Genomic DNA, 15292 nt, shown 5'->3' with positions numbered 1-15292 from the left:
CGTTTCACGTCGGGGAAAGCGCCGTTCGGCCGGGACGCCGAGGCCGAGGGCCAGCTCGACGTGCTGGGCGTCGTGCTGACCGCGCGGCACCTGCACACGGGATCCGGTGCCGGCATCTCCACCGACCGGCGGTCCGGCGGTCGGGCTGCGCCAATGCCCGCGGGCCGAGGCCGAGGCTCCCCGGAAGGGGGATCCTCGGCCTCGGCCCGGTCACCGCGGCGCGGATTCCGGCCGACAGCCGCCGAAGGCGCTGCTCAGCCTGCCTGTCCCTGCTCCGTTCCGGTCGTCGGCGGAACCACCTGGAGGCTCGCCATGGGCTGCACCCAGGACAGGTCCGTGCCCTCGAGTTCGACGACGGCGCTCCAGCCGGGGGTCAGCTCGGTGAACTCCCCGATGGGCTCCCGGTACATCCGAAGCACCCGGGCCGGGGAAGTACGGGCATCCGGCGGGCTGTCCTCCGGGAGGACCGAATCGCCCGGGAAGACGCTCTTCCCCACGCTGATGCAGCGGGCGTGACAGATCACCCTGTGCGCCGAGGGCCGCTCGTACACGATCACCACGCGCAGGAGTCCCACAGGCTCGGTACCACTCATGCTGAGGATGCCTCCATCCAGGGTCAGAACCAATTCATGACCTTGTCGGCCACGTCGGACGCCACACCGCTGCCGATGATGCCTCCGACGACACCCCCGACGACTCCGCCGACGACGGTACCCGCTCCGGGTATGGCCGAGCCGATGGCCGCACCCACCTCCGCGCCGTAGGCGGCGCCCGCGAGGCCGCCCGCGAGACCCGCGGCGTCCCGCGTGGCGGTGTGGAGCCGCTGCGCCGGCGGTGCCTTGGCGACGTCGTAGGCGGAGAGCGCCACCGCGCCGACGAAGAGGGTGCCCTTCAGCGCGCCGCCGACCGTGATGAAGCCCGCGTCACCGCCCGCCGAGTCCGCCAGCTTGCTCGCGGTCGAGGCGGCACCGCTGCCCGAACTGCTGGTGGCCCCGGCGTTCTTGGCGAACTCCTCGATCTGGGCGGGGGTCAGTTTGGGGGTGGCGATGAGGTTGCCGTCCAGGTCGGGCTGCCTGGTGGACGGATCGACGTCGATACCCATCTTGGCCAGCATGCTCCGCGCCTGCTCGACCGGAATCGTCACCCGGGCCCGCTTGGGGATGTCGCTGCCGGACGTCCCGACCCACACCTCGCTCTCGTGCGGTATCGACTGGTAGTAGTTGTCCACGATCTCCAGGTCGACGAGGTCCTCCCTGTTCAGGATGTGGAGCACACCCTGCCCGTGAAAGTCGTTCGCGGCCTGGGTGGCGAAGTGGGTGGAGACACCGGGGTCCGAAGAGGTCGGTGTGAAGCCGGTGGACTGAATGCGCTCCGAACCCTCGAACCCCTCGGTGGAGCCGCGGAAGAGCCAGTCCGTCGCGTCCGTCGGCGGGCGGTAGCCCGGCCCGGGGCCCATGTCCGCCGGGTACATCTGGCCGCTCGGGTCGGCGTTGGTGACGGGGTTGTCACCGCCGTAGGCGTAGCCGCCGAGCTCCTGCGGGTTGGTGGCCTCGAACTTGGGGTCGACGCTGATGAAGCGTCCCAGCGACGGGTCGTACTTGCGGACACCGACGTCGGTGTAACCGGTGGCGGCCTCCTGGGACTTGCCGAGGAACGAGTGGGTGGGGTCCGCCCACGGGGTGTCGTTGGCGTTGGCCCGCTGCTGCCCGTACGGCGTGTACTGCTGACGGGACACCTTCTGCGTGGTGGTGTCCATGGCCATGGTGCCGGTGCCGTGCGGGTCGTCGAAGAGGTAGTCGGTGCCTCCGCCGGGCAGGCTGGAACGGACCGCCACCGCGCTGCCGGCACCGCCGTGCGAGTAGGTGCGTACGGCGCCGAGCAGGACGTTCGGGGTGACGCCGGTGTTGACGACGATCTCGGTGTCGCCCGCGAACAGCGTGGTCTTCCCGGGGTCGCGGCGGATCAGCTGGTTGCCGTCGGCGTCGTAGACGTACTTCGTGGTGGTGGGGCTGCTTCCGGTGGTGTCGACCTGGGCCAGGTGGCCCTCGTCGTCCCAGGTCAGGCTCTGGCCCGCGCCGCTGCCGGTGGGGGTGCGAGTGAGCAGGTTGCCCGCGGCGTCGTAGACGAGGTCGGCCGGGTTGCTTCCTCCGGTGGTCTTGGTGAGGGTGTGCGGCTGGGCGCCGGTGGCGTTGCAACCGGTGGTGCAGCCCTCGACGTAGCCGGTGGTGACGTCCGCCCCACCGGTGGTGGAGTGATCGACCACCTGAGTGCGGTCACCGATGGCGTTGTAGCTGTAGGACTGCCAGTACGACCCGGCGGTGCCGGCGACGGTCGCGGCGGTGGGGTCGGTCCCCTGCGCCGGGCAGGCGGCCTTCGCGGTCCACGCCTCGGACAGCCGGGCCAGTGCGTCGTACTGGTAGCACTGGGTGTCCTTGACCGTGTTGCCGGTCTCAGACTGCTGGTCGGCGGTGGTCAGCGGGTTGCCGGCGGCGTCGTAGGAGTACGTGGTGTCGTCCACCTGCGGCCCCGGGGCCTGCGTGCGCGAGACGAGCCGCTCGGTGGGCTTGCGGGTCTGGTCGTCGTAGGAGTAGGTGATCCAGGCGGGGTTGGTGGACGCCCCCAGAGTGAGCTGCGAGGGCTGGCCGTAGTTGGTGTAGACGGTGCCGCCGACGTAGGTCTGGATGCTGCTCGCGGTCGTGGTGGGGTTGCCGAGCACGTCGTGCCCGTAGGTGATGGTCTCGTTGTTCAGGCCCTGAGTGCGCGGGTCGGCCTGCGTGGCCAGCAGCTGCGCCTTGGGGGTGTAGGTGTAGGTGGTCTGGTAGCTGGTCGGCAGCGGTGCCTCGCTCGCGGGCAGCGTGATCTTCGTGCCGGTCGACTTGCCCAGTGTGGTGTAGCCGGTCGTCGCGACCGTGTATCCGCCGGTCACGCCCTGCACATAGCTGGTGGACGAGGTCAGCTGGCCGATCCGCGAGGTGTCGTACAGCCAGGAGGCGACCTTGAAGTTCTTCGCCTTGTCCGTCTCGGTCAGCTTGCGGCCGAGCAGGTCGTAGGTGAAGTCCAGCTCGTTGGTGCGTGAGTCGGTGGTGGAGACGAGGTTCCCGGCGTCGTCGAAGCCGTAGTGGCTGGCGCCGGCGTCCGGGTCCGCCTGCGAGGTCTTGCGGCCCAGCAGGTCGTAGCCGAAGTCCCAGACCGTGTTGTCGGGGCCGGTCACCTTGTTCTGCCGGCCGGCCGCGTCGTAACCGTAGCGAGTGGCGTGGGACGTCCCACCGGTGACGGTGAAGCCGTCGGTGGCGTTGCCGCTCACGGTCGGTGCCACGGTGAACTGGTCGAGCTCGGTGTTCTGACCGCGCGCGTCGGCCACCGTGGTGGTGGCGACCGCACCGGTGGGCGGGATGACGGTGGTCTTGTCACCCGTGTAGGCGGTGCGGGTGTTCCAGGTCTGGACCCCGTCGTGCTCCTCGGTGCTCCGGGTGGTTCGTCCCATCGCGTCGTGGTCGGTGACGGTGGTGGCGGGGATGCTGACCTGGGAGACCGACACCAGACCGGAGCGCGGGTCGCCGTCGATCGCGTAGCTGTCGTCGGTGACCACGGTCCAGCCGTGCGAGTCGTACTGGGTGTCCGAGACCGTGGTGCTGCCGTTCTCCGCCGTCACCTGGGTCTGCAGGGTGCGCAGCATGGCGTCGTACAGCGTCTCGTTGACGCTGTAGCTGCCGTTGTCCAGCAGGGTGCCCGTGGACACCACCGAAGGAGCGGTGGCGGACAGCGCGTAGCTGTAGGTCATGCTGGCGGGGGCGCCGGCTCCCTTGTTCTCGTTGGGCAGCCAGACACCGGTCAGCCGGCCGAGCGCGTCGTAGGACAGCGACGTGACCAGACCGGCGACGTCGGTCTTGGTGACGGGCACGCCACGGGCGGCGTCCAGCCCGGAGGACGCCACCTGGCAGTCCTTGGACGAGGTGGTGGCCGGTGTGCAGGCCGTGCCCGGGGTGATCTGCGTGGCGGTGGTGGTGCTGGTGGGCAGCGCGCCGGTGGCCGGCGTGTAGGAGGTCGCCACGGTCTGGGCCAGGCTGCTGCCGTCCGGGGCGGTGGAGTGGGGCGTCCGGGTGGCCAGTACCACTCGGCCGTAGGAGTCGTACGCGCTCTGGGTCTGGTCGACGAACTTGGTGGCGGTCGCCCCGCTGGAGGCAGACGCCTTCTGGACGAGGGTGGCGTCGCCCGTGCTCGGCTGGTCCGGGTTGGACTGACCGTCGCCGTTGTAGGCGAAGGCGTGCCCGTCGAACGACGTGCGGGTGTCGGAGACCAGGTTTCCGGAGGGGGTGGCCCCGGAGCTGTTGCAGTCCTGGTCGGTGACGATGGTCTCGGCGGTGACCACCACGGTCGCGCGGCTGCCGTCGAGGTAGCGGGTGAGGGTGCACTTGGCGGTGTTGCCGGTGGCACCCGTCTCACCGCGGTCGTCGCTCTGGACGGCCATGCCGGTGGTGGTCTGGCCCAGGCTCGTGTTGTAGAAGGTGTCGGTCTCGGTCTTCCGCCAGCCGTAGGAGACGGCCTGACGGGTCAGCTTTCTGGCGGGGCGGACCATGTTCGCCGTCAGGTCGGCGAGTCCGCTCCGGGACCGCGTGGCGGTCGGGCCGATGATTTTGGGAACGTCGACGACGGCCTTGTCGATGCCGCCGTTGACACCGGTGTAGGTGTCGGTCTCGAAGACCTGACCGGCCAGCGCGTTGTCGTCGGCGACGCTGACGCTGCCGTCCTGGCTGGTGAGCGCGGGCACGCTGCGTGTTCCCGACGGCATGGTGTCGCCGTTCATGCCCAGGAAGTAGTAGGTCTTGGTGAGGGTCTTCTGGTCGTAGACCTTGGCCCCGTCGGTGTAGTGGAAGACGTTCGGGTCACCGGTGGTGACGTCCACTTCCGGGAATCCGCGGAACTGGCCCCAGGTGCGGTTCTTGCTCTTGACCGTCTCGTTGTCGTCGTAGTGCCAGCCCGGGTTCCCCTTGTAGGAGTACTCCGTCAGCAACTCCGGCTCGGTGCCGTCCTGGTAGCTGTTGTGCGGGTCGATGGTGGACACCGATCTGACCGGGTGCAGGGAGAACCAGTCCAGCATCGGCGCGGGTTGTCCCTCCGGCGTCCAGTACACCGGGAAGCACCGCAGTCTGTTCGTCGAGGCGAACCCCTTCGCCGCCGCGTCCGCCGGGTCGGACGGATCACTTGCCGGGGCGCTGGAGCAGTCCGGGGTGTCGTAGACCACCGTGGTCTGCGCACCGGTCTCCGTGGTGACCGTCTGGATCCGGTCGTGGTACATCAACGGCATCTGCGGGATCGTCCCGACCCGGTTCGCCAGCTGCAGCGGCGGGTCGAAGCTCACCGACGGGGTGGAGGTGCTCGCGGAGGCGCCGCCGAGCAGGTCCAGGCCGGTGTGCTTGATGCCGTCCAGCCACAGGGTCGGGGCGTGGTCCCCGCCGTCGGGGAAGGACTGGGTGAAGTCGTAGCGGTCCACCTGCTTGGTCGCGCCGCCGACCTGCACCTGTGTGGTGATCGAGGTCAGACGCTTGCGCGACCAGAAACTGGGACCGTGGTTGGTGCAGTCGGTCGCGTCCTTGGCGCAGTTCAGGTCGATCGGCACATCCGGCCAGTACTCCGGGTTGGACTTGGTGAACTGGGAGTCCGAGCAGGTGTTGCCCGCGGGCGTGCCCGAGATGCAGCGCTCCGCCGTCGCGTCGAACAGGATCTGCTCCGGCGCGGTGCCCGAGTAGACCGTGGACGAGGTCATGCCGTAGTCGATGCGCTTCAGCGTCCCGCCGCGGGTGTAGGCCACCGCGGTGTTCTTCATGTTCGGGCCGTAGTAACCCGTCTCCGGCGCGTAGTAGTACGCCATCGCGTTGCTGTGCCGGTCCACGACGTAGTCCAGGTTGAACCGGTAGCCCAGAGTGCAGGAGCTGGACGCGAAGTCGGTGCCGGCGGGGCAGTCCGAGACCCCGCTGTGCGCCTTGTAGACCGGCATCGTCCAGGCCGACTTGGTCTCCTCCTTGCCCGAACTCCATCCCGGCAGGCGGTTCCAGCCGAAGTAGTACTGGACGCCGTTCTCGGTGACCTTGAAGTACTCGCCGTTGTCGGTGCCGTTGGTCGCGCCGGTGAGGTCCTCGATCTTCGTGGTGGAGTCGTCCTGCGCGGCGCGGAACGTCTTGGTGCTGTCGTCGTAGACGATCGCCGTGGACTTCCCGTCCAGCGACAGGGTCAGGACCTGGCCCGCCCAGCACTCGTCGCCGTCGTTCTTGGGCGCGTCCGACGACGAGTCGTCCTTGCAGGACTTGTAGGTCCGCTCGATGTAGTTGTCCGAGGTCGACCAGCCGTCACCCAGCCACGAGGACTGGTTGTTGGTCCCCTCGGTACGCGAGTCCTGCGTCGCCGAGTTGTAGTTCAGGGTCAGCGTGGGTGCCGAACCACCGATGGCTCCGGGTACGGAGATGGGGTAGTTGTAGGTGAAGGCCCCGGTGTTGCCCGCGGTGGACCACGTGCCACCGGAGGACAGAGTGGTCGCCGTGTAGTCGCCGGACGAGCCGCTGGTGCCCGAGGTCGCGGCCAGCGCCACCATGCCGCCGGAGGCCTGGGCGGAGTGTGCGGACAGGGTCTTGGACGTCGTCGCCGGCAGCGAGACCTGGGCCGACAGCGGTGCGCCGGCCCTGGTGCGCAGCGGTGTCTGCGACTGGCACCGTGGCAGGCGGGGGGTCGTCAGTACGCAGGCCGGCAGGCGCACCAGGTGCAACCGTGAGGCGTAGTCGCCGCCGAAGGCGTCGCGGAAGGCCGAGTCGTCCACGTCGACCCCGACGTCGCCGGAGCCACCCGTGCTCCGCAGGGTGAACAGCACGCCGTGCACACCGGCGGCCCGTGCGGTCTTCTGCTCGACCGTTCTCACCTGGACCCGGCGTGCCGTGGTACCCGAACGCACCGCCGACAGCAGCACCGGCGACGATCCCGCCCGCACTCGCGACACCGTCCGCCGGGAGGAGGCCGAGCCCGCCGCCGCGTGCGCCGGACGCCCACCGGTGGGCGGAACGGTCAGCGACACCGTCGAGGTGCCGCCACCCGGCAACGCCGCGTGCCCCGCGGGATCGAACCGGGTGAACCTCTTCGACGCCGCGGCCGCCTTCGGCTTCGCGTGGGTGAAGGGGATCCGCTTGTCCTTGGCCACCGCGGGGGCGGGGACGTGCCGATGCGCATTCGGCGAAGCCATCGCGTCCGCGGCGGGGATGAGCATGCTCACCAGGAGGACACCTGTGGTCGGGAGGCTGAGGCCACGGAGCCGTCTGGCGCCCCGTCGCATCCGTCTCCCCAACCCGGCTGTTCGCGTCATCGTGAGCCTTCCCCCGTTCCCGGCCCAGGGCACACGGAAGCCGCCCCCGGGTGTTGCTGTGGCACCCAAGCGGCCTTCGTTCCGGGCCGGTTGAGCGCACGCCAAAGGAGAGGCATGTTGATCAAGCCCCTCACGGAAGCTTCACGCTAGGGCCTGAGATCAACACGCCTTGCAAAGCGTATGCACATGGAATGCAAAGGAATCCTCTAGCCTTGAACTCAATTTGACTGTCATACGTCAAAAACGGACCCCGTTCGGTCACCAGGTGATCACTCGGCGATGGACCCGGCTCACACCGGCCCCACAGAATGCACTCCGGCGCGGGGCCCGCGGGGGGAACCGCCTGAAAAGCGGAGGACCCCAACCTTCATGTCCGTCCATCGCAGTTCCTTGCGCATGTCCCGAGGCCGGCTGTCGAGACCGATCGCCGGCGCCGTCGTCACGGCCCTGACCGCGGCCTCGCTGGCCGCAGCGGCACCGGCGCACGCCGCGCCCGACACCTCACACCGGGCCAGATCGAAGAGCGGCGGGTCTTCGTCCGCCACCCGGCGTCTCAACCCCACGGAGGCGGCGTCCGCGCGGGCGAAGGCCACCGGCAAGCCGGTGACGATCGACCAACTCACCGACACCGGAACGCTGGTGGTGGCCAACCCCAACGGCACCTTCACCCGCACCGACTCCTCGATGCCGCAGCGCACGCTGCAGCACGGGAAGTGGGTGCCGATCGACACGAAGCTGGTGCGGCAGGCGAACGGAACCTGGGCACCCAGGGCCGCCGTCACCGACGTGGCGTTCTCCGCCGGCGGTTCGGGCGCGCTGGTCACGATGCGCAGCGGCGGTGCCAGGCTGGGCTTCTCCTGGCCGGGCAAGCTGCCCGAGCCGGTGATCTCCGGGAACACCGCCACCTACCCCGACGTACTGCCGCAGGTGGACCTGCAGCTGACCGCGGACGCCTCCGGCTACTCCTCGGTCCTCGTGGTCAAGTCCCGCAAGGCGGCGGCCGATCCGCGGCTGCGCAGCCTCGCGCTGAACACCACCTCGTCGAATGTCGAGGTGACTCCCACGCGCGACGGCGGGGCCCGGGCCACCGACAAGCGCACCGGCGAGACGGTGTTCCACAGTGACACCGCGCTGATGTGGGACAGCGCCGGCAAGAAGACCTCCGGCGTGTCCTCGGCCCGCACGGCGACCGTCTCCCTGGCCCGTGCCGAGCAGAAGGCGGCCGCCAAGGTCGGCGGACACCGTGCGCAGGTCCGGGTGAGTCTGCAGCACGGCAGGCAACTGCTGGGCCTGGACCAGAAGTTGCTCACCGCGAAGAGCACCGCCTACCCCGTCTACATCGACCCCGAGTGGAGCGGCAGGCCCTCCCAGCTGGACTGGGCGCGGATCTCCGACAACGGGTGGAACGTCTACAACTCGACGTCCACCTCGGGGGCGACCAACGCCCGTGAGGGATGGGACAACTCCACCCCCGGCAACGGCGAACGGGCCCGCACCTACTACCAGATGAACACGAGCGGCATCAAAGGCGCCGTGGTCACGCATGCCTCGCTGTACGTGAAGCAGCTCTCCGCCGCCTCCTGCGCGGACACCCCGGCCGCCGTCTACGGCACCGACCGCCCCGCAGGCTGGAGTTCCTCGTCGCTGTACTGGGGTCATGAGCCCGGCGGACGCACCGGCTCGCTGGGCACCAACCCCAAGAGCCACGAGGCCGGCACCTGCCCGGTCACCGACGGTGCCAACTCGTGGGTCAGTCCGCCGTCACTGGAGTTCGACGTGACCTCCCGGGCCCAGAGCGCGGCGGCCGGCGGCTGGAAGAGCATGACGCTGATGGTCCAGTCGCCCGACATGAACGACGCCACCCAGTGGAAGCAGCTCGCCTACGGCGGCGGCGCCACCATGTCGGTCACCTACAGCTACCGCCCCAAGCTCAAGAACGGCACCGGCACCCCGGCCATCAAGCCGTCCATCGTGAGCCTGGGCAAGACGATGACCACCACCCACACGCCGACGCTGTCCGCGCGCGCGGTCGACCCCGACCTGGCGGGCGGCAGCGAACTGGTGCGCATCGAGTACAACGTCTACAACTCCTCCGGCACCCTGGTCCACCAGGGCTTCGGCCCCAGCACGGACTCGAAGAAGCGCGCCCGGTACAACACCAACGGCAGCGACTGGACCACGTCGAGCCTGCCGGACGGCACCTACACCTGGAAGGCCACCGCACAGAACGCGGCCGGCTACTGGGTGGGCCCCGGCTCGGGCATCTGGACCAAGACGCAGACGTTCACGGTGGACACCAGCGCGCCACCCGCGCCCACGGTGACCTCGAGTCAGTTCCCCGCCAAGCAGATCGGTGCCGCCTTCGGCGACAAGGGCACCTTCACGCTCAGCAACAACCACACCAACAACATCACCGGCTACCTGTTCGCCCTGGACGCCACGCTCGGCAACACGGTCTACACCAGCAGCGTCACCCACTGGACCACGAGCACCACGATCGTGCCGGGCCACGTCTACTACGCCACCTCCGACAACGGCCCCGGTACCGGCACCGTCGTCCTCAACGGCAGCGCCTCCCCGGCTTTCGCCCCCGCCAAGGCGGGACCGCACACGCTGTACGCCAAGGCCGTGGACCAGGCGGGCTCGACGTCCATCTCCCAGACCGGCTATGCCTTCTACGCCGGTACCAGCACCCCGACGTACGCCTACGGCGACAAGATGATCGCCGGCTGGACGGCGACCAACACCGACGGCACGACCACCGTCGTGCCCAAGGCGACCACCACCTCCAAGGGTGGCCAGCTGATCAGCCAGGCGGCCGGCAGCGGCTACGAGTTCGCCGACGGCTACCAGGCCATGCTGGCCAACAAGAGCACCACCTCGAAGGTGGTCAGCGGGGACAGCGCGACCTTCGGCTTCGACATCCCCAAGGACGGTCCCTGGAGCTTCGGGGTCAACCTGACCAAGGCCAAGGACTACGGCATCTACAACCTGGTCCTGGACGCGGGCAAGCCCACCCAGGCCACCCTGCTCAGCGGCCTGGACGCCTACAACTCCTACGTCACCACCCGGTTCGTCAACCTCGGCATCCCCAAGGACTCGAACGGTCAGCTGCTCACCCTCAAGCAGGGCGCGCACACCCTGACCCTCACCCTGACCGGCAAGAACCCCAGCTCCACCGGCTATCAGGCCGGCCTCGACGTGCTGCGCCTCGCGCCCGCGCTGACCTGCGCGATGAACAGCACCGGCAGTTGCCTGAACAACGCCGCGACCAGCACCTTCACCACCACGACCAGCACGGCCGACGCCGATGGCTCCGGCAACAGCATCAACTCCGGCGACCTGACCGGCACTTCGGGCTGGCAGAGCGGCAAGTCGGTGACCGTCGACGGTACGAGCATCGCGCTGCCGAAGTTCGGCACCGGCACCTACGACAACATGCTGGCCTCCGGGCAGACCGTCACCGTGCCGGGCAGCGGTGTGGTGAACACCGGTGACGCCGTGGTCTTCCTGGCCTTCGCCACCGGCGGTGCGGCCAAGGGAGCCACCGGCACCATCACCTACGCCAAGAACAACTGCCTGGACCCGAACGGCGCCCCCGCCGACCAGTCGTACACCCTGGACACGGTGCCCGACTGGCTGAGCGGTCCCGCCTCCGCGGCCACGCTGACCCTCGTCCACCAGAACCACAGCAACAACACCCAGACCAGCCCGAGCCCCGGCCCGAAGATCTACGCCGTCAGCGTCCCGCTGACCTGCCCCGGCTCGGTCATCAGCAGCCTCTCCCTGCCGCTGTTCACCAACGGTGTCCAGGCCGGCCAGCCGTCCCTGCACATCCTGGGCATGGGCGTCCGGCCGCTGACCGCCACCGGCAACGGCACCCAGCACTGGGTCGGCACCTGGTCCTCCGTCCAGGACACCGCCAAGGTGACGCAGTCCGGCGGCAGCGCCGCCACCGTCAACGGGCAGACGCTGCGCATCCCGGCCCACGTCAGCATCGGCACCGACGACGGCAACGGCGTCCGCGTCCACCTGTCCAACGCCATGGGCAGCAGCCCGGTGACCTTCGACGCGGCCTCCGTCGCCCTGCAGGACGGCACGGCGGGCGGTGCCACGGCGGGCGCGGCACCGGTACCGCTGGCCTTCGGCGGCGCCGGCACCGTCACGATCCCGGCGGGCGGCGACGTCACCAGCGACCCGGTGACCCTGCACGTCGACCAGCAGGCGACGGTCCTGGTCAGCCTTCAGGTGCACGGCTCGGTGTCCGCGTTGCCGGGCCACGCGGCGGCCCAGACCCCGGTCTGGGTCAGCGACGCGGCCAACCGCACCGGTGACACCGCGGCCACCAGGTTCACGCAGACCACGTACACCGGTCTGCCGTACCTGGCCGGCATCGACGTCACCACGCCCACCACCGCCCCCACCGGCTCCCTGGTCCTCTACGGCGACCAGAGCGTCAACGGCGACACCGCGAGCGGCGACGGCCGGCACCACCTGAGCGACGCCATCACCGGCGCCATCGTGGGCGACCCCAACGGGGACTCCACGGTGGACTACGGCGTGCTCAACGCCGGTACGAACAGCAACAGCCTGAGCAACAACCTGCTGCCCCAGGGCACGTACAGCGACAGCCCGATCAACGCGCTCAACCCGCTGGACCGCAACGTGCTGGCGCAGGGCAACGTGCGTACCGTGCTCGTCTCCACCGGTGCCACCGACCTGCTCAACTGCACCGGCACCGCCGACGCCTGCGCCACCGCTGTCGAGCAGGGCCTCGCCGCGATCAACAGCGAGCTGAACTCGTACTACACCGACGACGGACAGGCCTACATCAACGGGCAGCCGGTCACCCAGAACTCCAACATCACCGTCTACCTCACCACCATCACGCCGTTCACCGCCGCCCACCCCGGCACGGCGGCCCAGGAGTCCGCACGTGAGCTGGTGAACCAGTACCTGCTCGACAACTTCCCCAGCCAGGTCATCGACTTCGCCGCGGCGGTCTCCACGGACGGCACGGCCACCTCGTCGACCGTGAAGGCGGCGGACCTCTCGAGCGGCAACCCGTCGAACACGTACTACGACGACCTCGCCGCCCGCTACCTCAACGACACCAACACCCAGGTCGTCGGCATCGCGCCGAACCTGATCGTTCCGGAGGCCACCGGCAGCGACACCCCCGACAACGAGTGGGAGCTGGCCGCCGACGGCACCGACGCACGCGGCGACAACCCGTTCACCGCGGTCGGCGGGGCGACCTTCGGCTCGACCGGAGCGGACGCGGTCAACGCCCCGGCCACCGCCACCTCCTTCGACGGCAGCACCGGCTTCCTGGAGAGCGACCACACCGCTGTCGACACCTCCGCCGACTACACCGTCTCCGCGTGGGTGAAGCTCGACTCCACGGACAACCCGGCCACCGCCATCTGTGAGGGAACCAGCCAGCACCAGGCGTTCTACATCGGCTACGACCGGGGCAACAAGGGCTGGATGTTCCAGACCACGACCACCAACGACGACAACGCCGACTTCCCCACCGCGGAGGGAGACACCAACACCGGGGCCGTGGGCACCTGGACCCACCTCCTGGTCACCTACACCGCACCCGTGGACGGCGACGACAACAGCGGCGTGATGTCCATCTACCAGAACGGCACCCTGATGGGGACCGCCACCAACCTCACCCCGCAGTACGACTCGTCGATGCCCCTGACCGTCGGCGGCTGCATCAACGACCCCGCCGCGACCTCGCCGTACAACGCGTTCCCGGGCTCCGTCTCGGACGTGCAGGTCTACCCGTACGCGATGGCGGCCGGCGATGCCGACGCGGCCAGCGTGATCGTGCCGGCCGGCTGGGACAAGGGCATGCCCGAGGACGAGTGGAAGCTCGGCTCGAACGGCACCGACACCGCCTCCCTCAACCCGGTCACCGCCACCGGCGGCGCCACCTACGGCAGTGACGCGCCGAGCGGACTGTCCGGCAGCGTCGCCTTCGACGGCAGCACCGGCTTCCTCAAGAGCAGGCAGAGCGCGGTCAACACCCTCGGCGACTACTCCGTCTCCGCCTGGGTGAAGATCAACTCGGCTCTCGGGACCGCCGCCGTCTGCCAGGGCACCACCCAGCACCAGTCCTTCTACCTCTCCTACGACAAACCCAGCGCCGCCTGGATGTTCCAGACCACGACCACCAACGACGAGAACTCCGACTTCCCCACCGCGGAAGGAGACAACAACTCCGGCCCGGTCGGCACCTGGACCCACCTGGTCGCCACCTTCCGGGCACCGGTCCCGGGGCAGTCCACCACCGGCAACATGGCCCTCTACCAGAACGGATCCCTGGTGGGGACCGCCACCAACCTCAGCCCCCAGTACGACTCCTCCCTGCCCCTGACCGTCGGCGGCTGCGTCAACAGCGCCTCCGCCACCACCCCCTACCTGGCCTTCCCCGGCTCCGTCGCCGACGTCCACGTCTACCCGCGGACACTCTCGGCGACCGAGGTCAGCGCACTGCACTGACCCGCACCGCCACCACGGGCCGCGCCGGTTGATCACGGCTCGGTGAGCCAGTGGTTCCCAGCAGGTCGAAGGCCCCCGCCACCAGGCGGGGGCCTTCTTCCCTGCACACGGCCCCGTGGCGCATGCGCCTTCCACCGGCCAGAGGCTCCGCCCGGCACGCGCGGCACCTCGCCGCCAGGGGCTCAGGCGAACCGGGGGAACAGCCTGAGCGCGTTGTCGCGTTCCACACCCCGGAGGTCGTCCTCGGTGAAGCCGTCGAAGCCCGTGAGGTTCTCGATGTTGTGCACGACGGTGGGTTCCGGGGCCGCCGGCCAGTCGGTGCCGAACAGGATGTGGTCGGCCGAGGTCACCTCGAGGGTGGGCAGCAGGGAGTTGCGGCTTCCGGCCAGTGCCGTCTCGTAGTAGAGCCCGCGCAGCACCTCGGCGACGTGGGCGGGATCGATGTCCGCGTCCGCAGGCCCCCGCCCCATGACGGTGTGCTCACCGATCCGCCGGCCGAGCGCGGGCAGCGCCCCTCCGCAGTGCGCCAGGATCAGCCGCAGCCCGACCGTCGCCAAGCCGCTCGCGCTGACCGGCGCCTACACCGGCGGGTCGGCGTTCGGCCGGTTCGTGGAGACCTCCCGGCTCTGGACCGACACCACCGAGCCCGGGGCCATGCGCCCCGGTGCCGTGGGACGCCGCTCCGCGGTGTTCGTACGCGTCCTGCACTCGATGATCCGGCACACCCTGCTGCCGCACCCCGAGTGGGACCGGGACCGGCTGGGCATGCCCATCAGCCGGTTCGCGCAGACCGGGACACTGCTGCTCAGCTCCTTCGCCCCCGGTACGCAGCTGAAACTTCTCGGCTACCGCCCCACCGACGCCGACGTCGAGGCGATGATGCACCACTGGCGCTACGTCGGACACCTCTTGGGCGTCGAGGCAGCGTGGTACCCGCAGACGGTGGCCGAGGGTTTCCTGGCCAACCTGCTGCTCGGGCTCGCGGAGCAGCCGAAGATCGACGAGGACTCCCGGGAACTGTGTCCGGCTGATCGGTTCACAGGCGCACGATGACCAGGGCGGTGTCGTCGGTGGCGTCGCCGGGTGGGAGCAGGTCGGTCAGCACGGCGTCGGCGAGGGCTTCGCAATCGTCCGCGCGGTGGCGGGTCAGGGAGTCGGCGAGCCGGGTGAGGCCCGTGTCGATGTCTTCGCCGCGGCGTTCGATCAGACCGTCGGTGTAGAGCACGAGGGCGGCGCCGTCGCGGAAGGCGGTGACGGCCTGGGTCCGGGGGCCGTGCTGGGGGCGGGCGGCCAGGGGTGGGTCGGTGGCCTGGTCCAGGAACTCGACCGTCCCGTCCCTGTGCAGGAGTGCGGGTGGGGGGTGGCCGGCGCTGCTGTAGGTGATGGTGTCGTTCTCCCAGTCGACGAACGCCGTGGCCACGGTGGTGTTCT

6 protein-coding genes are annotated in these 15292 nt (G+C 69.7%); 2 read left to right on the top strand and 4 right to left on the bottom strand.

From position 1 onward, the window contains the following. Positions 1-254 precede the first annotated feature (254 nt). Both ACWDGI_RS15865 and ACWDGI_RS15860 read right to left on the bottom strand, forming a co-directional pair. The gene (locus ACWDGI_RS15865; RefSeq protein ID WP_450759331.1) at positions 255-593 is read right to left on the bottom strand and encodes a hypothetical protein; all 339 of its coding nucleotides are present in this window, start codon (positions 591-593) and stop codon (positions 255-257) included. 23 nt (positions 594-616) lie between these two features. Then, on the bottom strand, positions 617-7249 hold the full coding sequence (locus ACWDGI_RS15860) for an RHS repeat domain-containing protein (protein ID WP_450760045.1): 6633 nt from the start codon (positions 7247-7249) through the stop codon (positions 617-619). Positions 7250-7741: 492 nt separating this feature from the next. Between ACWDGI_RS15860 and ACWDGI_RS15855 the strand changes: the two genes are divergently transcribed. Then, positions 7742-13861, top strand: a complete 6120-nt coding sequence (locus tag ACWDGI_RS15855) for a LamG-like jellyroll fold domain-containing protein (protein ID WP_450760043.1) — start codon at positions 7742-7744, stop codon at positions 13859-13861. 182 nt (positions 13862-14043) lie between these two features. Here the strand turns inward: ACWDGI_RS15855 and ACWDGI_RS15850 are convergent, their stop codons facing one another. After that, positions 14044-14418 (bottom strand): amidohydrolase family protein, encoded by a 375-nt coding sequence (locus tag ACWDGI_RS15850; RefSeq protein ID WP_450759329.1) that lies wholly within the window; start codon positions 14416-14418, stop codon positions 14044-14046. Between ACWDGI_RS15850 and ACWDGI_RS15845 the strand changes: the two genes are divergently transcribed. Continuing rightward, positions 14330-14914 (top strand): oxygenase MpaB family protein, encoded by a 585-nt coding sequence (locus tag ACWDGI_RS15845; RefSeq protein ID WP_450759327.1) that lies wholly within the window; start codon positions 14330-14332, stop codon positions 14912-14914. The two genes, ACWDGI_RS15850 and ACWDGI_RS15845, sit on opposite strands and share 89 nt — an antisense overlap. Here ACWDGI_RS15845 and ACWDGI_RS15840 read toward each other — a convergent pair. Then, positions 14898-15292, bottom strand: a 395-nt coding sequence (locus tag ACWDGI_RS15840) for a PP2C family protein-serine/threonine phosphatase (protein WP_450759325.1), incomplete at its 5' end; no start/stop codon positions are given. The genes ACWDGI_RS15845 and ACWDGI_RS15840 overlap by 17 nt on opposite strands.

It is taken from the genome of Streptomyces sp. NPDC001220, assembly GCF_053597895.1.
This window is presented reverse-complemented; position numbering and strand designations above follow the sequence as displayed.